Genomic DNA, 17402 nt, shown 5'->3' with positions numbered 1-17402 from the left:
ATAGTCTCATTTTTTTAATGGTACGACTATCCCTATATGGAAAATTGCGATACTGAGTTCATTCTTCCTCTTTCATCATCTTCAATTATGGTGTTATAGTTATGTATAACACCAAACAACAAAGCGCATGTAATGACTGATTGGAACGATAACCAGCCTATTTTTCGGCAGCTAAGTGATCAAATAAGCCAGCAAATCCTTCAAGGGATCTGGCGAGAAGGTGCAGCGCTCCCCTCTATTAGAACGGTCGCTACTGACCTAAAAATTAATCACTTAACGGTAATGAAGAGCTACCAATTACTTGTAGATGAAGGGCTTGTCGAAAAGAAGCGTGGGCAAGGTATGTTTGTCGCCCTTGGCGCGATTGAACAACTAAAAACTAGTAAACGTGCTCAATTCATCCAACAGCAAGTTCCTCAAATAGCCGACACTTTGCGTCATATCGATATGGACGTAGAAGAGTTTATTAAACAGCTAAAACTACAAATGAAAGGCCAATAATGACACCATTACTCACCGCAAAAGATGTGACTAAAGCGTATTCAGATAAAGTTGGAATTCAGAATGTGACTTTCGAATTGAACGCAGGGCAAGTGCTGGGCCTACTGGGTCACAATGGCGCCGGAAAGTCGACGTTAATCAAGGCCTTATTGGGTGGTCACCACTTTCAAGGCAGCATTGAAGTCAATGGTTGCCACCCTATTAACGATCACACAGAGATGATGCAGCACCTTTCTTACATCTCAGACGTTAATGTACTGCCTGAATGGATGACCGTCAGACAACTCCTCAAATATACATCTGGCGTTCACCCTAGTTTTGATATCGACAAAGCCGTACAGACCTTACGTGCAACAGACATAAAAGATGGCGCAAAAATTAAGAACCTTTCCAAAGGAATGAAGGTGCAGCTTCACCTTGCCCTGATTATTGCGACCGATACAAAAGTTCTCATTTTGGACGAACCAACATTAGGGCTCGATCTTATATACAGAGAGACCTTTTATCGTCATTTACTTGAATGGTTTCATGATGGTGAACGCGCACTCATCATCGCAAGCCACGAAGTGTCTGAAATTGAACACCTACTTACTGATGTATTGATCCTCAAACAAGGCCAATGCGTACTCCAAGAGAGCATGGAAAGTATTGAGCAAAACTACGTAATTCTCGATGCTCCACATACTCATGATGCAGAAATAGAAGCGCTGTCCCCGCTTTCTCGACAAGCAGGTTTAGGCAGCAATAAATGGCTTCTGAATAGCTCAGACAAAACACACATAGAAAAGTTTGGCAGCATTTACCCTGTCAGGTTGGCCGATCTATTCCTAGCAACCCAAACGGAGATTCAATAATGCACCCAAGTATCTTTATGCTAGAAAAAGAACTCTTAGAGCATAAGCTTGTCACGCGTTTGCCTTTATTCGTCGCCTTATGTGGTTTATTGCTGTTCGTGGGTATTTTCTCAAGCGACTCCGTGCAAAACGATATCTTTTTCCAAATGGAGTTTCGCGGTGATATTAGCGAAACCCATATGGAGTTCGCTCGTGATTTAAACATGGTGATCGCATTTGGCGTTGGGCTCATTTCCCTGGTTTTAACCACCCTATACTTGCCAAAAACCTTGCGTAAAGAACGCCAAGAAGGCAGCTCGATGTTTTGGCGCAGTATGCCTGTATCCAATGGTTTAACTCACGCGGTAAAACTAGGTTTTGGCTTAATCGTCATTCCGGCGATATGTTCACTACTGATTCTATCTGCTGACTTTTTGCTATGGGTGATAAACCTTGGAAGTAACAAGCAACTGGCCTTACTAGTAGAACAGCAGTCCCTGTTATATGTGCTGACTAACTGGCTTAGCTTCTTTGCCAGAATGGTGTTGGTTGCCATTGCCTTATTACCAATCGCATGCCTTGCTTTAATGGTATCTCAGTTAGTCAACTCGCCTATTTTAGTCATTGTATTAATTGGTTACGCAGCAAAGTGGCTATCTATTGCGCTGTTTGGGCTATATGGCGTGGGGCAATTTATGTCAGAAGTGTTAGCGCTACCCGTCAACATTCTGTTTGCATCAAACCCTTTCGATGGTTTCTTCAATATGAGCCTTCTTTATTGGGCAATCTATCTGGTACTTGGTGGCGCGGCATTATGGGCTAGCTTACAGCTGTATCGAACCGATGAAGTCAGCTGGAAAAGCCTAATAGGTCGATAGTTTAAAGGTTTGAATTGATCTAGCCGAACAAAACAAAGCTCCTGATTCGTCGGGAGTTTTTTATTTCTTACGTTAGGGAAATTGATGGTGTTGCAGAAGGGAGTCGAAGCAAGAGAGGGAGATAGTGAGCTGACATTTTTCTGTATATATAATACGTGATGTCAGCTCGATGGTGATCGCTCAGTTAGCGATTATTTTTTTGAAGCTTCTTTCGCGGTGTCTTTCCAGTATTGAATGCGAACGCGATGAAGCTGTGCTCTTCTCATTTTTTTCATGGGATATTCCTTTTACTTAATTTGCTCTTCTTGAGCTATATTTTTTATTTGCCAACCATTCGAATCTATCGATGTTTACCTAGCATATCAGTGATAACAATCACAAAATATAAAGAGTTTCGAATACCATATACCTTTTTTTATGACGCTCGTAACACATTTATTGCTTGGTAACCTCACCAATCTAAGATTGGCATATGACAGTTCAATTGCAAAAAGGCGACGTTCTTATGATCCTTTTGTCACCCTTTACACAGCCTTTGACTGTGTAAGGCTCTCACTGACGGCATCAATTGCTAATTTCACGCTAGCCGGTACAGCTCCTGAATAAGGATGCAAAACGTATACCGGAGTTGGTGCCAATTGAAAGTCTGGTAGCCACTCAGTCAATGTATCACGGTATTTATAAAAGACAAAATCGGGCAGCATCCCGACTCCTGCCCCCTGCGTAATCAATGAGATACAAGTGTAAATTGTATTAGCTCTATGCTTTACATCAGCCTGAAATTTGAACAATTTTCTTCCAGACTTATGAACTAAGTCATGCTGGATATATTTTGGCTGCCAGTTATTTGCCACATACGGCAATACATCAAGCGCTTGAATTGCCCCTTTCTCGTGCACATTGCAACACAACACGTCCTGAATATTGCCAATCCTGCGTTGCTTTAAATTGCTAACTGGCGATTCTCCAAAACGGATCGCAAGATCGATATCCTCTTGCATAAGATCTAACTGGTCGTCATGGCCAACTAAATCTAAATCAACACCAGTATAATTTTTGAAAGCCCTGACGAGTGCGGGAGCGACAATCGAGTCCATCAACGCGTGAGGCGCAGTCACTCTTAGCTTACCGCGAGGTACATTTTGCTGCTCTGTTACTTCTTCCCACGCTTGTTCAGACACTTTGTGGATGGTGCAGCAATGCGTGTAGAACCGCTCACCTTCTGCCGTTAAATTTTGCTTTCGCGTGGTGCGTTTCAGTAAGGTTACTGCCAGCTCGTTTTCCAATTGCTTAATGTGTTGGCTCACGACAGATTTAGACAACTCCAATTTCTCTGCGGCTTTAGTAATTGAGCCAGCTTCAACCACCTTCATGAATACCATCATCTGTCTGAGCTTTTTCATTGTTCTATTTTCCTAAACAGTCTTTATTTTTTACTTTGTTTTTCATTATTAATAATAACGTTAAAGTTGGCTACATACACCACATAGGGGACCAAACAATGAATAACGAACAAGTATTAGACGCATGTAAAGCGGGAATCGCAGCTTGGCAAACGGCCTTTAACTCTCAAGACGCAGCTGGCTGTGCCGCTCAATACGCTGAAGGTACGGTAATGGAAGCTCGCCCATTCGGTACTTTTACTGGACGCGAAGAGATTCAAGCCTTCTGGCAAGGTATCATTGATCAAGGTTTCTCTGATGTTGATTACACCGATGTAAAGTGGGAAGAAAACGGTGAAGATGGCTATATTCTTTCTGCAAGCTGGACAATGAACAAAGCATTTGGCGTGGTACACCGCGAGCATTGGAAGATTCAAGAAGACGGTAAAGCGCGATTAGTCTTTGATGAGTTTGAAGTTCAAGGCGAGCGCTAATTACCTACAATAGTTTCACAAAGGCTGCGGACCTAGAAACTGAGTAAAATAATAAAAGCCAAGCATCACTTGGCTTTTCTGCTTTTTCTGCCCAACTTACTCAATCGGTACTACCAAAATGTCTATTGGGGAGTTGTTTATCAGATGGCGTGAATAAGAAACAATCCTGCTCCAGAAATCATGGTGATGCCCGCAAATCAACAAATCAAATCCATTGTCCTTGATCGTTTCATGAAGCTTATCACCTAAATCTCCCGTTCCAACTAAAAAGCGCTCAAGAGGAAAATCAGGATACTTCTGGAAGGTTGACAGCCACTCGTTGGAATGCTCATTCAGTGGTCTTCTATCTGGTGTTTTTTGGAGGTCAATAAGCTCTGGGTATATTTCGCCATGAGTTCCGTCTATATGAATAAAAGAAACTTTCGCCCCGGTTAACTCCGCCATCGAAGCAGCTCTATCTATCAATACTCGACTTTCCTCAACGAGCTCCAGTGCGACTAGGATGTGTTTGTATTTCATAACGATTCCCTCATGCTTAAGCTATGTTCTCAGCATAGTGCGACCAGAAATAAATAGTGTTCACTAGCTCTCATTCTTCCCAATATCAGGCTTGATGTAGGTCAAACGAATTGGAATAAATTTAGACTGTCTTATCAAACAAAAATGGATGCCTATATAAGGCACCCATTCCATTAGTGTTTTTATTCTCGCCCGTTAGGCCGTCGTCGTTTGCTCCGAGTGATGCTTTGGAATAGCGAGCTTCATTGGCATTTTGGTGATCAACTTAAAGATCGACGGAACAAAGTAGAAAGACAAAATCGTTGTCAAAGCTGTGCCTCCAGCAATCGCGACCGCAAACGGTGGCCAGAATCCCCCACCCGCTAAAATTAGCGGTAGAAACCCACCAATGGTCGTGATCGTGGTCGAGGTGATATGGCGAGTACAGCTCATTACCGCTTCCAATATTGCTTGAGAATCACCGTTTCTGGCCTCTGGGCTTGCTCTTAGCTCCGCTAGAATTACGATTGCAGCATTAATCGCTAAGCCAATCACACCAAGCATCGCAATAATGACGGTAAAGCCAAAGGGATAATCAAAAATCCATACCGATAGAATGCCGAGCCCAGCCGCTAACCCAGCGACTAAGAAAATAACCCCGCTTAAACGGAATGAGTTAAACGACAACACCACAACCAGAATCATCAAGACGACCACCACCGACATGTTGCCAATTAAGTGACCCACCGACTCGTCCCTTTCCGCTGATTCACCACCAAACTCGATGCGATACCCAGCAGGGAATGAGTAGTTCTCTAACTCTGTCTTAAATTCATTAAGCACAGTTTGTGGCAGGACACCCGCTTCAATATAACCTTCAATGGTATTGAGTCTCACACCGTTACGACGCGTAATACCACCGCTGCTAGGCGTCACTTCTAAGTTAGATAAGTTAAGAACCGAAATTCCCATGTTGGATTCCGAGTTTGCCGTTGGGAAGCGCAAATTATTCAAATCATTATAACTTTCTCGTTCTTCATCACGCACTCTGACTCTAACCGGAATCGATTCTGTTCCCTCAATAATACTCCCGCTCTCACGCCCCACTAATGTCGATTGCAACAGGCCAGCAAACTGATTCAAGCTGATGCCATTCATTTGGCTAGTTTCTTCGTCGACAGCGAGTTGGAACTGAGGAATACCGGAAGATAAGCTTTCACGAGTATGAGTAACGTGTGGAATTTTCGATAAAATTAATCGAACATCTTGCCCAATTGATTTTAAAGTATCTAAATTGTTGCCGTAGATTCTTAACTCGATTGGCGCATTGAAAGGAGGCCCTTGCTCTAGTTTTCGAACCAAAATCTGCGCTTCTGGAATTCGCTTATTTAGCTTCTCTTGCAGCTCTGGGATCAAGCGGTTCGCCTCTGTGAAGTCTGTCGTTTTCACCATGGCTTGTGAGAAATACGGAGCCTTTTCTTGCCCTGCGACCATGTTGTAGTAAAACGAAGGGAATGACGATCCCACAACCCACTGCACTTGTTCTACAGAATCATCTTCTAAAATGATCTGATGAATTTTCTCGGTCGTTTCTTTCGTGGCATAAATGCTCGCTTGTGGAGAAAGGTAGACTTGCACTTCAAACATATCTCGGTCTGACGCAGGGAAAAACTGTTCAGTTAATTGCGAAGTGCTCCAAAAACCCATCAACGGTAATGACATGCTCAAAACAATGGCTAACACTGGGTAGCGAATTGCCCAGGCAACCGAGCGCGAGAACCACTGACTAAGGGCAGGAATCGATATTCCAGTTTGGTACCAGCCCGTCGATGAATGTTTACTTGGTAAGTACACACTTGATATAGCAGCGATCACTGTATGTGAAATCAAATATGAGCCAACGAGAGAAAAAGATACGGTAAGAGCGATTGCACCGACAAACTCTCCGGTTGCCCCCGGCATCAGAAAGATCGGCGCAAACGCCAATACTGTGGTTAATGTCGAACCTAATAGAGGCACCCACAAATGCTGAATAGCCACGATCGCTGATTCAAGCTTTTTCATCCCTTTCAGTCGATAGCTTTGAATGGTATCCACCATTACTACTGCGTTGTCAACCATGATCCCTAGCGCTACAATAAATCCGGTCAAAGACATTTGGTTTATCGGGATATGAAAGTACTTCATCATGGAAAGAGTCAGTAACATAGTCAGTGGTAAAGCCATTGCGATGATCAGTGCCGCTCGAATACCTAACGTAAACAGCAACACAATCAAAACCAAACTAAAGCCAATTACTAAGCTTTCACCCAGTTCCAGTAACCGGTTTTCTGTATAGATTTGCTGGCTGTAGACCACATCAGCTTTAATTTCATTGGGTAATTCTTGGCGGAAGTCATCAAGCAACGCCATCGCCGTCGGCGTCCATTTATCGACCCGTAATTCCGACTGCATTCGCGCTCCCACAATCACACCCGGCTTACCATTTACTAAAGCTAATTCATCGTAAGGTGTTTTCGGTGCACGCTGAACTTGAGCCACGTCCCCAACCCGAACAGTATGTCCGTTCTGGTCAACAAAAACAGGAACGTTTCTTACTCGCTCAATGGAATCTAGACTCGACGTCAGTTCTAGCCCAAATCGAGTTTCATCATTGATCAGTTCGCCTGCTGAGTTTTTGGCATCTGCACCTTCAAGCGCGCTTGAAAGCTGCTGCGCTGACAAGCCTAAACTTGCCGCATCATTGATGTCGAAATTAACAATTATTTCTTCATCCATAATGCCATATTCATCGACAAACTCTGTGCCAGACAACGTTCGTAAACGGGTTCCAAGTTCTTTCGCATAGCGGCCCAAAGTTAACAGATCGGCTTCGCCTTTACCTTGCCAACCTAACGTTATGATGGTGGTAAAAGCATAGGAGCGATCGCTATCAAGCTCCGGTGATAATGCATCACTTGGCAGTTCTCGTTCGACATCAGCAAGCTTATCCCTAATTTTTGACCAGACAGGATCTGAGTCCGTTATCGATTCGCTAAGCTCTACACCGATAACCGAAATACCTAATCGAGAAGTGGAGGTTATTTGATTGATTTCATTCACTTGGCGAAGCTTATTTTCAATCACTTCGGTGACCAACGACTCCACTCGTTTTGCATTCGCGCCAGGAAAGATGGTCGTAATGTTAGCATTACGATTAGAAATAATTGGGTCTTCTGCTCTAGGTAAAGTATTGAACGCCGACAAGCCGCTCACAATCAAAAACGCTATCACCAACGCCATTAATCGAGTATTAGATAGTATTGAAGCAAGTTTGCTCATGGTCATTACTCCACCGCAACTTGTACTGGTTGGCCTGGTACAACTTTATGCAATCCAGTTGTGATCACTTGGTCGCCACTTTCTAAACCACCTTTCACGTATACCGAATCATTATTGGCGAACAATACTTGAACCACTCGTCGTTCCACTGATTTATGATCATCAACCGGAGCCAATGAGTAGACATTCCACGTTCCACGGATCCCGTCAATTAACGCAGTGGTGGGTAGCCAAAAGCCTGTTTCTGGGTAGGTTTTTTGGTAACTTAAATAAGCTAATTCGCCATCCAGAACTGCGGCATCTTCTTCCAATAGGAAACGCAAACTCACGCTGCGTGAGGTCGTGTCCACATTCGACGCTTTAGAAATCAATTCAGCGGAATATTCTTGGTTGCCTACTCGAACTTTATGTATTGCTTGAGCTTCAATACCTTGTAAATCACCACTGTTCACACCAATGATTGCTTCTTTACCATCTGTTGAAAGTAAAGACAGGGTTGATGTACCAATCCCTACAACGTCACCAATCGAAACAAAGCGCTTACTGACAATTCCAGAATAAGGGGCCGTGATTGTCGATTTTTTCAATTTTAATCGGTTGGCACCAATCGAAGCATTCACTCGAAGGTGGTTCGCTGCCAACGCCTCTTTTTGGCTAATCAAGGTATCGATTTCCGATTCCGAGCTAAAGCCTTTCTTTTTAAGCGTATACTGACGATTCAGGTTAGCTTTGGTCAGCTTCTGCTGCGATTTGATCTCATCGAGCTGAGCTTGTAATTCATTAAGTTCAGCGTCTAGCAATTGGGTATCTAAACTGACTAAAGGTTGGCCCTTCTTAACTGCGTCACCAGCATCAACCCATAACTTCGACACCTTCCCGGACAGCTCAAAGCCAAGGTTTGCCCTTTGCCCTGAATTAATCACGCCCACGTATTCTCTTTCTACGGTATAAGCATCGCTTTGCGTCACGACTTGAGCATCAACACTCAACAATGTCGTGGGCTGTTCGACAACCGCGAGTGAATCGGAACAAGCGGTAAGAGCAAGCGCGCAAGAAACTATGGCGCCTTTAACTATCAATTTCTGGATCGGCATACAAACAACCTTGTTTTTGTAACTTATGATTTACAATCAAACTGGACAGTCTAGTTTGAATTTATTAAACACGATCAAAACTAGACTGTCCAGTTTGATCTTGATATTGTTGCGCTCACCAGCCACAGATCCAGAGCCCTACTATGAGCAGTTCTAGCGAGTTAAAAAGAAATCGAATATTAGAAGCAGCAGCTGAACTGTTTGGAATTCATGGGTATAACGCCAGTATGGATAGCATTGCTAAACTGGCTGATGTTTCAAAACAGACCGTTTATTCGCACTTCAAGACCAAAGATCTTTTGTTCGAAGCCAGCATGAAAATGAAATGTCTGGAGAACCAATCCGACCAAGCGATCTTCGATCCTGATGCATCGATTGAAGAGGCACTGTTTCAATTCGGGTTAGGTTTGCATCAGACCTTGTTGAAACCGGGCGCTCAAAATACGTATCGCAATGCAGTGAGTAATATTGAAAGTCACCCAGAATTTGCACAGGTCTACTTAAGGTTTGGCCCAGAGCAAACCACTACCTTGCTTGAAGAGTATTTGGAAAGAAAAGTAGCCGACGGCACTATAAAACTTCAGCTATCAAGCCATGATAGCGCCGTTCAACTGCTATTAATGTTTCATGGTAAGGCCGTGTACTGGCGCTATCTGGGAGTCGATATTGAACAAACCGACGCTCAACGTGACACCTATTTGAAAAGCTGTGTTGATATGTTCCTCAGCCACTTACGCTGCTAGTTAATTGTCACTTACTAGCGTAATCACGACCATAAAATAGAGCCCCTTGCTAAACACAAGGGGCTCTATTTTTTTCTAGCTTTCGTCTTCTAAGAACAAATGTCTATTTACACCAATGTCCTGCACAAAGTCATGATCATGACTCACTACAATAAAGCTACCTTGGTAACGCTTTAAAGCAGAAGCCAATAACTGTTTTGATTCAATATCTAAGTGATTGTCCGGTTCATCCAACAACAATAGCGGTGCTCCTTCAATATGGCTCACCACCAGCATCGACAGCTTCATCTTTTCACCACCACTAAGATGCTTCACATATCGGTAAACCGAATCACGTCGGAACCCAATACCAGCTAGCAGAGTCCTTGCCTCACTATCCGTAAGCCCGGTGCAATATTGAGTGAGGTTTTCTAGCAAGGACAAATCTGGCTTAAGCAAACCAAAATGTTGATCCAAATACACGGTTTTCGTATTCACTTTCAACACGCCTTGATATCGACAATGCTCCCCGAATACCGCTTTCAATAGTGTCGATTTGCCACTTCCGTTCCTCCCTTGCAAATAGACTCGGTCTGAATGCACGATTGATGCAGTAATCGGCCGCTTAGCACCAAAATCTAACACGCAATCTTCCAACGCTACTAAAGTTCGGCGCTTTACTGCGCTAGAGTTTTGCAAGTACATGGCTTGAGGTTTAAGCCGCTCCTTTTGTTTCTCTAACTCACTGAGCTTATTTTGAGTCCGCTCCAATTGGTTATTCTGGTTCGTTAAAGCCGCCGAACGTGTTTTCTCAGCCTTCCCCTTCATTGCATCCATTAATATTTTAGGTTGGCTACCAGACTTTCTAATTCGGTTTCCTTGAGCTGCTCGCTGCTGAGCCTTCTCTTGATTGATTTGAGCTTGTCGCTCAATCTTTTTCCGCTCAGATTTCAGTTGGTTGATCTTGTTAGTTAGGGCATTTTCCTGTTGTTGGTTATACAGACTAAACTCATCATAATTACCTTTAAAGTAACTTACTCCAAGGCTAGTGAGATGATAAATAGCGTCTACATCCCTTAGCAATAAACGGTCATGACTCACTAGCAGTATTGCGCCCTGAAAGCATGCTATTTTTCGTTTTAGCCACTCTTTCCCCGCTTGATCAAGGTGGTTTGATGGTTCATCCAATAACAAGATTTGAATATCCGATTCAAACAATTGATGAAGCTGCAACAGGGCTAGCTGCCCGCCACTTAAAGATGCACACCGAGCATCAAGATCAGCGGGCAGGCCTAGAGTTTTCATTAAGTTGAGCGATTGAGCTTCAATATCCCAATCTTCTCCCACTAACTCAAAGTACTGCAGTTCTACGCTTCCTTGCTCAATCGACTTCACTGCGAAACGCTTTTGAGTAAGGCCTAGAAAATCAGACACAGTAACCGCTTCATTTAATAAGTGAGAGGGCAGTTGAGAATAATAACCAAGCTTTTCGTGGCAAGTGACGCTTCCCGATGTCGGTAGTAGTGCACCTCTGAGTATTTCTAAAAGCACGGTTTTGCCTGAGCCATTACGCCCGACAAGTCCAGTGACCCCTTGAGTGATGTTTATATTGATGTTTTTGAATAACCATTCGCCAGTTTCTAGTTGAAACGACAATTGATGAGAACTTAATGTAGGCATGGGAATACCTCCTTTTACGGAATGAATGCAAAAGGGGTTACTGGCTATTCAAAATACATTGAATAGCGTTAAGCGCTAACTTGAGCCATACAGTATTGAGTTGAAATAAACGAACGGCATCAGCCGCGCTTAAACCAAAGAACCAATAGTATGTGTGTTCGAAAGAAAGGTATGACGAAAAGCAACGCCCACTAACCCCGAGAGTCTATAAATGATTGATATAAATGACTGTCAGGACGTTAGTACTTCATTATGGCGTTAGCTCCGAAAGATAGGATGGCGAGATTATATACAGTAACAAGAGCGTCGTTCAAGTAACCTTGATCACACCCCAAAGTAAAATAAGTGATGTAGGCATTGAGGTTATCTCAATGCCTGATTTGAAGAGATTAGACTATAACTCTCGAATCACCTTACATGGATTACCCGCTGCGACCACATTGGCTGGTATATCTTTGGTTACCACACTTCCAGCGCCAATCACGGTATTTTTACCAATATTAACGCCAGGGCAAACTATCACGCCGCCACCAATCCAAACGTTGTCGCCTATAGTAATTGGATAACCAAATTCGACGCCTTCTTCCACTCGGGCCTTCACTTCAATTGGGTGACCTGCAGTATAAATCTGCACATTAGGTGCAAACATCACGTTGTCGCCAATCTCTACTGAATTTACATCCAAAATCACACAGTTGAAGTTTGCGTAAAAATTCTTGCCACATCTAATATTCGAGCCGTAGTCACAACGAAATGGGGGTTCTAGATAAAGGCCGCTATCCGCATTGGGGACAAGCTCCCGCATCGCCGCTTGCCATTCATCGGTATCGGGGATGCTATTGTTAAGTTTCTGCATCGACTTTCGGCATGCAATACGCGCTTGATAGAGTTCTTCATCCCATGCGTCATAAGGCTCGCCGGCCAACATTTTCTCTTTTTCTGTTTTCATAGTTTTAGCTTTTCAAAACGAAGACATCACAATATAAGGATTCTAAATCCCAAGCATTGTCATATTACAGTTAAATAGCGATCGTAGGCTTGGATAGCACTAACTTCATCACGCTTGGTAGGGGCTTCCTTGTTAAGCGATTAATCCCAAACACCTAAAGTGCCTAGCACAATTGATAGATGACGAATCAGAGACAAAACAGTAGAATCACGCCACTTTGAGCACCTAATACAAGTCGACTTCTATATGCATTCTTCAGACCCTTGCTTTACTTCTTTCTCTCACTCTATCGATGCATATGAGCCACCAGAGCGCTTTACTTTTCCGTTCTATTACGAACCTCATCCATTGTGTGAAATTGCTGCAAAGCAATTACAAGAACACCTAGAGTCACAAACCGACTGGGTGCACGACTTTGGCTTAGATGACGTAACCAACAACACACGCTCAACAGGTTCGCCGAAGTCTAACGACCCATACGCTTCCAAAGCGACAAAAGAGCGTGGAAAAATGTTTGGCGTATTAGTGGTCAAAAATCGCCAAGGTAAGATTGGGTTCTTGTCTGGTTTTTCTGGAAAAATAGCCGACCAAAACCTACTGCCCGGCTTTGTGCCTCCGGTATTCGATATGCTGGCGGAAGGAAGCTTTTATCGAGGGGAGCTCGCTGAAGTCACCAAGGTCAGCGACCAATTCAAAGCGCTACTTGCCAACCCTGATTTAGCAGAAATACAAGCTGAGTTAGCCAGCCAAACGGCACAATCTGAGCATGAAATCGAAGCTCAAAGACAACGTATTATCGAAGGTCGGAAACGTCGTAAGGCGCTACGTGCTGAGGGCGAATCTAACTTAAATGAGCAAGAACTTAACGCGCTCATTGACGCTTTAGGCAAAGAAAGCGTTGCCGAAAAGAATCAACTTAAATACCTCAAGCTTGGGTGGGATAAAACCCTCCAAAACATCCAAAGTAAGCTCGATGTATTTACAACCAAGCTTGAGCAACTTAAAAGTGAACGCGCACGTCTATCAAACCTACTTCAACATAAATTGTTTGAACACTATGCGTTTCTCAACACCCATGGTCACACCAAAGATCTGAACGAGATTTTCAAAGACACGCCAAATCACATTCCACCTGCAGGATCGGGAGAATGCGCAGCACCTAAGCTCCTTCAATATGCATTTTTGAACGACCTACAACCTTTATGTATGGCTGAGTTTTGGTGGGGAGTGTCACCAAAATCTGAAGTGCGAAAACATAAGAAGTTTTATGCCTCTTGCCAAAGTAAGTGCGAGCCTATTTTAGGCCACATGCTACAAGGTATTGAAATGGATCCAAACCCGCTGCTTGATAACCCGGCAGAAGGAAAGGAACTCGATATCTTGTACCAAGATGATCATATCGTTGTCGTAAATAAGCCTGCTGAATTTCTTTCTGTACCGGGTAGAACAATTAAAGACTCCGCCGCGTATCGTATTGAACAGATGTTTACTGACGTAGAAGGCCCTTTCGTTATCCACCGCCTAGATATGTCGACATCAGGCATTTTGATCTTTGCACTAACTAAACGCGCAAACAAAAGCCTACAGAAGCAATTTATGGCTCGAGAGGTGAAAAAGCGTTACGTAGCATTGGTCGAGGGAGTATTGGAAGAAGAGCAAGGTTATATCACTCTGCCACTTCGTGGAGACATCAATGATCGCCCTAGACAGATGGTGTGCCACGAACACGGCAAACCTGCTGAAACCAAATGGGAAGTAATTGAACGAACGGATAGCACAACCAAAATATACTTATATCCGAAGACAGGCCGCACACACCAACTGCGAGTGCATTGTTCTCATACCGACGGGTTACACATGCCTATCCGAGGCGATGATTTATATGGTTTGAAAGCAAACCGATTGCACCTGCATGCGGAACAACTGCAGGTTGAGCATCCCGTCACTAAAGAGTGGTTAACTTTCCAAGTGGAAGCGGATTTTTAAACCCATAGCCCATCAAGCGCCTCCTACTTTAGGGTAATAAGCCTCTTCTCCTGTACGAGATCATGGTTTATTACCCTTTTGTTGTTTTAGCATTCGCTTCTTTTTCTGATGAAGTAATTGAGATGGCAAAACCTAGCTTAGAGCATGCAATGATCGAACTAATTGCAGACGTCAAAAAGCAGTTCCCATTGGAAGACCCAGAAACCTTCGTTTGCGGCCCTAAGGGAGAATGCACTGGGTGTCCGAAAAAGCTATTAGAGTTGGTCGACTCAGAACTAATGTATTGGGAACACAACCTATCTCGCGGCATTGCACCAAACTTTGAAGAACTTCGCCGATTCGGAAAACTTTGCAGCAGTGTTAGACGAGGATTAAAAAGGAACGGACTCGTTAACTAGGCCTATGTACTTGTCACAGGCCTTGAATCCGTTCAATTGTCGCAAATAACTACGGCGTCACACTTGAAACCGCCACTTCATGCCCGTCTAGAATACCTTTTCCATCAATAAGTTCTTTGAGGCGTGCTTTCACAATGCCGTCGTTACTCGTAAAGGTTACAGAGTAACCATCAACATATTCTTGAACATAGCCTGTCGACAACGACTTGAGCTTTTCGATATAGACCACACCTTTGTTGTAATCGCCTTGAGAAATGACACCTAAGGTTGGCGTGAGAAGCTGTATGAACTTATAGGGGTGCGCGACAAAGCCACTTCCCATAACGAGCGCCGCTATAATCGGTGTAGTAATAACTGCCGTTTGGAACCATTCTGAGAAGCGTTTATGATCTTTCACTAAACTTGCATTGGAATCGCGGTTGCCCCACTCTTTTTTAGCACGTTTCAGTACTTTGCCAACTAAAGAGCGTTGAACCATATAGTCAACAAGCTTAACCACACGCTCAAACAAGCCGCTAATCACGCTAACTAGTACACCAGCGCCTGCAAATGCATCTCCAGCCGCCTCTAGGCCAATTTTAGTTGCCCCAATCGCAGCGCTTTTTAAACCACCAGCCACACCGACAGCTGAATGACGAGCCAAAGCGTTAGCAATAATACTCGGGTGACCACCTAACAGCTCAACACCACGGCCAGCATACATTTGCGTTACTAAATCATACGATTTAAACGCCGCTTGCTTCACACCAGAATAGATATCCGCCGCGCTTTGCACATAGCCCCAACCAGGAATGAAGCTAGAAAAGTTGCCTGCGAACTCTGCCGTTAACCAAGTACCAAATTCAGCAAACCACTCAGCACCATATAAAGCATCGCCGTAAACCATTTTGACTTTGCTTACTAGTTTTCGGAAAAACTCTGAAATGATCGCTTTGATCTTCTGTACAACAGCAGAAGTCGCTTCACCCGCCACGGTTACAGCTTTAGTGATTTTCCCGCCCACTTTACTTTGCTTGAACTTCGCAGCGGCATCGGTTTTATTCAGCAAGCCCATAGAAATTGACTTTAGGTCGCTGAGAGGCTCGGCTCCGATGACAAAGTTTTCAAAAAGGTGTCCATTAGAAAATGCCGACACTTTCTCTACTTCTGTATTTGCTAGCATGTACATAGCGCCCATACGTGCATCAGCCATTTCTAGTAGCTGTACATCCATAGCGGTATTAGTCGTTTTTCCAAAAAGCTTGTCTTTCACTTTGCGTTTAAATACTTTGACGCGCATCCGATCCCCCGAAAAATAATTCTGCTTATTAGTTATTGTTATATCTAATTGCCGATAGTTTCGAACTTATCATTCGCATTGTAAATGGATTATTTACAATATTATCTACAGACCGAATAACTTTATAAAAAATTACAGAGTTCGGTGATTGATTTGGGTGGCTGACTGGCATGATTGAGTTCCAGTTCGGAGGTGTGAAATTTGAATTATTGGCAATTGCCAAACTACCACTTCCCCGTATTCCTACCAGATTCAAAGCGCCTCTTAACAATTCTACCTTCTACTTGGAAAACTCATTTAGGCTCTAAATCAAGCTGACACGACAGGTGTAAACCGACGCAATAGACAAGGTTTAACTCTTTAATATTTAAATAAATGAAACTAGTTTGATATTCCATTTGTTTGTTCTACATTTTATTTGTGGTTCAACAAAAGGATTAATACATGAGCGAATCAGCACTTATTTCTCGACTAAACGAGCTTCCGCGTATCCAACAAGTACTGCAAGAACTGTTAGAGATGGTTAACCAAGATGATGTCGATTTTGGAGCGCTTTCAGCAAAAATGGCACAAGACCAAGTGTTATGTGCTCGCCTACTTCGAATGGCGAACTCTGCACACTTTGGAGGCACCAAGAAAGTATCTTCGATCAACGACGCAATCATCCGTGTTGGTAGCGGACCAGTGCGAACTTTAGTTGTCGCTTCGGTGCTGTCTGGTGCATTTCCTAAACTCGATACCATGGATCTCAATGAGTATTGGGCGAACACATTTGAAGTAGCAACAATTGCCAGCAAGTTAGGCGCTGAAGCAGGGCTAGATGCCAATGAAGTGTTTACCACCGCAGTACTTCATAACATTGGGGAGCTGATGATCCACTCGCTCGTACCTGAGCAAGCCACCGAAATTGAAAAACGAGTGGAAGCAGGTGAAGAGCGCTACGCTGTGCAACAAGAAGTCATCGGCCGTTGTTCACCAGGGCTAGGCGCTAAGTTAGCGAAAGCTTGGAAATTCCCAGACGATATGGTGCAAGCGATTAAGTTCTTTAACTCGCCAGAGCAAGCGGAAGGCTCCACCAAACTCGCTTCAACCATACACTTTGCCCGCGATATCCATGACACTTGGGACGACATAGAAGAAGAAAAACAAAAATCTGTATTCCTTGCAGAGCACATTGACGCTCGGGTACTGCATATTTCTGCTGCGTTTAGAGATACCATCGATAAGATACGTGGCAATGGCAGAGAGCTGGCAGCACAGCTCGCGTAGCTCACCGTATCAATGCCCGGCTTACTAAGTCGGGCATTTTTGTGTGCGCGTCACTATTTCAACCTGAACAAGTGAAGGCTTATTTGAACGTGCTCGCTCTCATTCCTATATTGCTCAT

At 43.7% G+C, this 17402-nt stretch carries 15 protein-coding genes; 8 read left to right on the top strand and 7 right to left on the bottom strand.

Annotated elements, in window-relative coordinates:
• The first annotated feature begins 132 nt into the window (after positions 1–132).
• From ELZ11_RS09075 to ELZ11_RS09065, 3 genes are read left to right on the top strand one after another with little or no spacing between them, the layout of a single operon-like run.
• Positions 133–501 (top strand): GntR family transcriptional regulator, encoded by a 369-nt coding sequence (locus ELZ11_RS09075; RefSeq protein WP_137357088.1) that lies wholly within the window; start codon positions 133–135, stop codon positions 499–501.
• A complete protein-coding gene (locus ELZ11_RS09070; RefSeq protein ID WP_137357087.1) occupies positions 501–1355 on the top strand; it encodes an ABC transporter ATP-binding protein in 855 nt (284 codons plus the stop codon). The genes ELZ11_RS09075 and ELZ11_RS09070 overlap by 1 nt, the downstream gene beginning before the upstream one ends.
• Positions 1355–2212 carry a hypothetical protein gene (locus ELZ11_RS09065; RefSeq protein ID WP_137357086.1) on the top strand — a complete coding sequence of 286 codons (858 nt, stop codon included), beginning with the start codon at positions 1355–1357 and terminating at the stop codon, positions 2210–2212. Before ELZ11_RS09070 ends, ELZ11_RS09065 begins: the two co-directional genes overlap by 1 nt.
• A 524-nt stretch (positions 2213–2736) precedes the next feature.
• Here the strand turns inward: ELZ11_RS09065 and ELZ11_RS09060 are convergent.
• Positions 2737–3615 carry a LysR family transcriptional regulator gene (locus ELZ11_RS09060; RefSeq protein ID WP_137357085.1) on the bottom strand — a complete coding sequence of 293 codons (879 nt, stop codon included), beginning with the start codon at positions 3613–3615 and terminating at the stop codon, positions 2737–2739.
• A 98-nt stretch (positions 3616–3713) separates the two neighbouring features.
• Between ELZ11_RS09060 and ELZ11_RS09055 the strand changes: the two genes are divergently transcribed.
• On the top strand, positions 3714–4088 hold the full coding sequence (locus ELZ11_RS09055; protein ID WP_137357084.1) for a YybH family protein: 375 nt from the start codon (positions 3714–3716) through the stop codon (positions 4086–4088).
• 96 nt (positions 4089–4184) lie between these two features.
• Here the strand turns inward: ELZ11_RS09055 and ELZ11_RS09050 are convergent, their stop codons facing one another.
• The 3 genes from ELZ11_RS09050 to ELZ11_RS09040 form a co-directional block, all read right to left on the bottom strand.
• Positions 4185–4607 (bottom strand): universal stress protein, encoded by a 423-nt coding sequence (locus ELZ11_RS09050; RefSeq protein ID WP_137357083.1) that lies wholly within the window; start codon positions 4605–4607, stop codon positions 4185–4187.
• 195 nt (positions 4608–4802) lie between these two features.
• Positions 4803–7907: an efflux RND transporter permease subunit gene (locus tag ELZ11_RS09045; protein ID WP_137357082.1), complete on the bottom strand. Its 3105-nt coding sequence runs from the start codon at positions 7905–7907 to the stop codon at positions 4803–4805.
• A gap of 5 nt (positions 7908–7912) precedes the next feature.
• Positions 7913–9001 carry an efflux RND transporter periplasmic adaptor subunit gene (locus ELZ11_RS09040; protein ID WP_137357081.1) on the bottom strand — a complete coding sequence of 363 codons (1089 nt, stop codon included), beginning with the start codon at positions 8999–9001 and terminating at the stop codon, positions 7913–7915.
• A gap of 143 nt (positions 9002–9144) precedes the next feature.
• Here ELZ11_RS09040 and ELZ11_RS09035 point away from each other — a divergent pair, with 143 nt between their 5' ends.
• Positions 9145–9744 carry a TetR/AcrR family transcriptional regulator gene (locus ELZ11_RS09035; RefSeq protein ID WP_137357080.1) on the top strand — a complete coding sequence of 200 codons (600 nt, stop codon included), beginning with the start codon at positions 9145–9147 and terminating at the stop codon, positions 9742–9744.
• Positions 9745–9819: 75 nt separating this feature from the next.
• Here ELZ11_RS09035 and ELZ11_RS09030 read toward each other — a convergent pair whose 3' ends face one another.
• Together ELZ11_RS09030 and ELZ11_RS09025 are read right to left on the bottom strand one after the other, a co-directional pair.
• Positions 9820–11403, bottom strand: a complete 1584-nt coding sequence (locus tag ELZ11_RS09030) for an ATP-binding cassette domain-containing protein (protein WP_137357079.1) — start codon at positions 11401–11403, stop codon at positions 9820–9822.
• A gap of 394 nt (positions 11404–11797) precedes the next feature.
• The gene (locus tag ELZ11_RS09025) at positions 11798–12352 is read right to left on the bottom strand and encodes a sugar O-acetyltransferase (RefSeq protein ID WP_137357078.1); all 555 of its coding nucleotides are present in this window, start codon (positions 12350–12352) and stop codon (positions 11798–11800) included.
• A gap of 246 nt (positions 12353–12598) precedes the next feature.
• Here ELZ11_RS09025 and ELZ11_RS09020 point away from each other — a divergent pair, with 246 nt between their 5' ends.
• Positions 12599–14338 (top strand): RluA family pseudouridine synthase, encoded by a 1740-nt coding sequence (locus ELZ11_RS09020; protein ID WP_137357077.1) that lies wholly within the window; start codon positions 12599–12601, stop codon positions 14336–14338.
• A gap of 62 nt (positions 14339–14400) precedes the next feature.
• A complete protein-coding gene (locus ELZ11_RS09015; RefSeq protein WP_341867224.1) occupies positions 14401–14736 on the top strand; it encodes a hypothetical protein in 336 nt (111 codons plus the stop codon).
• 49 nt (positions 14737–14785) lie between these two features.
• Here the strand turns inward: ELZ11_RS09015 and ELZ11_RS09010 are convergent, their stop codons facing one another.
• Positions 14786–16015 (bottom strand): hypothetical protein, encoded by a 1230-nt coding sequence (locus ELZ11_RS09010; protein WP_137357076.1) that lies wholly within the window; start codon positions 16013–16015, stop codon positions 14786–14788.
• A gap of 444 nt (positions 16016–16459) precedes the next feature.
• Here ELZ11_RS09010 and ELZ11_RS09005 point away from each other — a divergent pair, with 444 nt between their 5' ends.
• Complete coding sequence (locus tag ELZ11_RS09005) at positions 16460–17284, top strand: HDOD domain-containing protein (RefSeq protein ID WP_137357075.1); 825 nt, start codon at positions 16460–16462, stop codon at positions 17282–17284.
• Positions 17285–17402 lie beyond the last annotated feature (118 nt).

The organism is Vibrio profundi (genome assembly GCF_005281835.1).
Taxonomy (GTDB): Bacteria; Pseudomonadota; Gammaproteobacteria; order Enterobacterales; family Vibrionaceae; genus Vibrio; species Vibrio profundi.
Note: the sequence above shows the minus strand (reverse complement) of the source record. Positions and strands in the feature narration are given on the sequence as shown.

What these genes read in the sequence shown, in the direction of transcription:
- ELZ11_RS09040 (WP_137357081.1), bottom strand. Translation starts at nt 9,001, where the DNA reads ATGCCGATCCAGAAATTGATAGTTAAAGGCGCCATAGTTTCTTGCGCG.
- ELZ11_RS09070 (WP_137357087.1), top strand. Translation starts at nt 501, where the DNA reads ATGACACCATTACTCACCGCAAAAGATGTGACTAAAGCGTATTCAGAT.
- ELZ11_RS09060 (WP_137357085.1), bottom strand. Translation starts at nt 3,615, where the DNA reads ATGAAAAAGCTCAGACAGATGATGGTATTCATGAAGGTGGTTGAAGCT.
- ELZ11_RS09050 (WP_137357083.1), bottom strand. Translation starts at nt 4,607, where the DNA reads ATGAAATACAAACACATCCTAGTCGCACTGGAGCTCGTTGAGGAAAGT.
- ELZ11_RS09055 (WP_137357084.1), top strand. Translation starts at nt 3,714, where the DNA reads ATGAATAACGAACAAGTATTAGACGCATGTAAAGCGGGAATCGCAGCT.
- ELZ11_RS09035 (WP_137357080.1), top strand. Translation starts at nt 9,145, where the DNA reads ATGAGCAGTTCTAGCGAGTTAAAAAGAAATCGAATATTAGAAGCAGCA.
- ELZ11_RS09030 (WP_137357079.1), bottom strand. Translation starts at nt 11,403, where the DNA reads ATGCCTACATTAAGTTCTCATCAATTGTCGTTTCAACTAGAAACTGGC.
- ELZ11_RS09020 (WP_137357077.1), top strand. Translation starts at nt 12,599, where the DNA reads ATGCATTCTTCAGACCCTTGCTTTACTTCTTTCTCTCACTCTATCGAT.
- ELZ11_RS09015 (WP_341867224.1), top strand. Translation starts at nt 14,401, where the DNA reads ATGGTTTATTACCCTTTTGTTGTTTTAGCATTCGCTTCTTTTTCTGAT.
- ELZ11_RS09075 (WP_137357088.1), top strand. Translation starts at nt 133, where the DNA reads ATGACTGATTGGAACGATAACCAGCCTATTTTTCGGCAGCTAAGTGAT.
- ELZ11_RS09010 (WP_137357076.1), bottom strand. Translation starts at nt 16,015, where the DNA reads ATGCGCGTCAAAGTATTTAAACGCAAAGTGAAAGACAAGCTTTTTGGA.
- ELZ11_RS09065 (WP_137357086.1), top strand. Translation starts at nt 1,355, where the DNA reads ATGCACCCAAGTATCTTTATGCTAGAAAAAGAACTCTTAGAGCATAAG.
- ELZ11_RS09025 (WP_137357078.1), bottom strand. Translation starts at nt 12,352, where the DNA reads ATGAAAACAGAAAAAGAGAAAATGTTGGCCGGCGAGCCTTATGACGCA.
- ELZ11_RS09045 (WP_137357082.1), bottom strand. Translation starts at nt 7,907, where the DNA reads ATGAGCAAACTTGCTTCAATACTATCTAATACTCGATTAATGGCGTTG.
- ELZ11_RS09005 (WP_137357075.1), top strand. Translation starts at nt 16,460, where the DNA reads ATGAGCGAATCAGCACTTATTTCTCGACTAAACGAGCTTCCGCGTATC.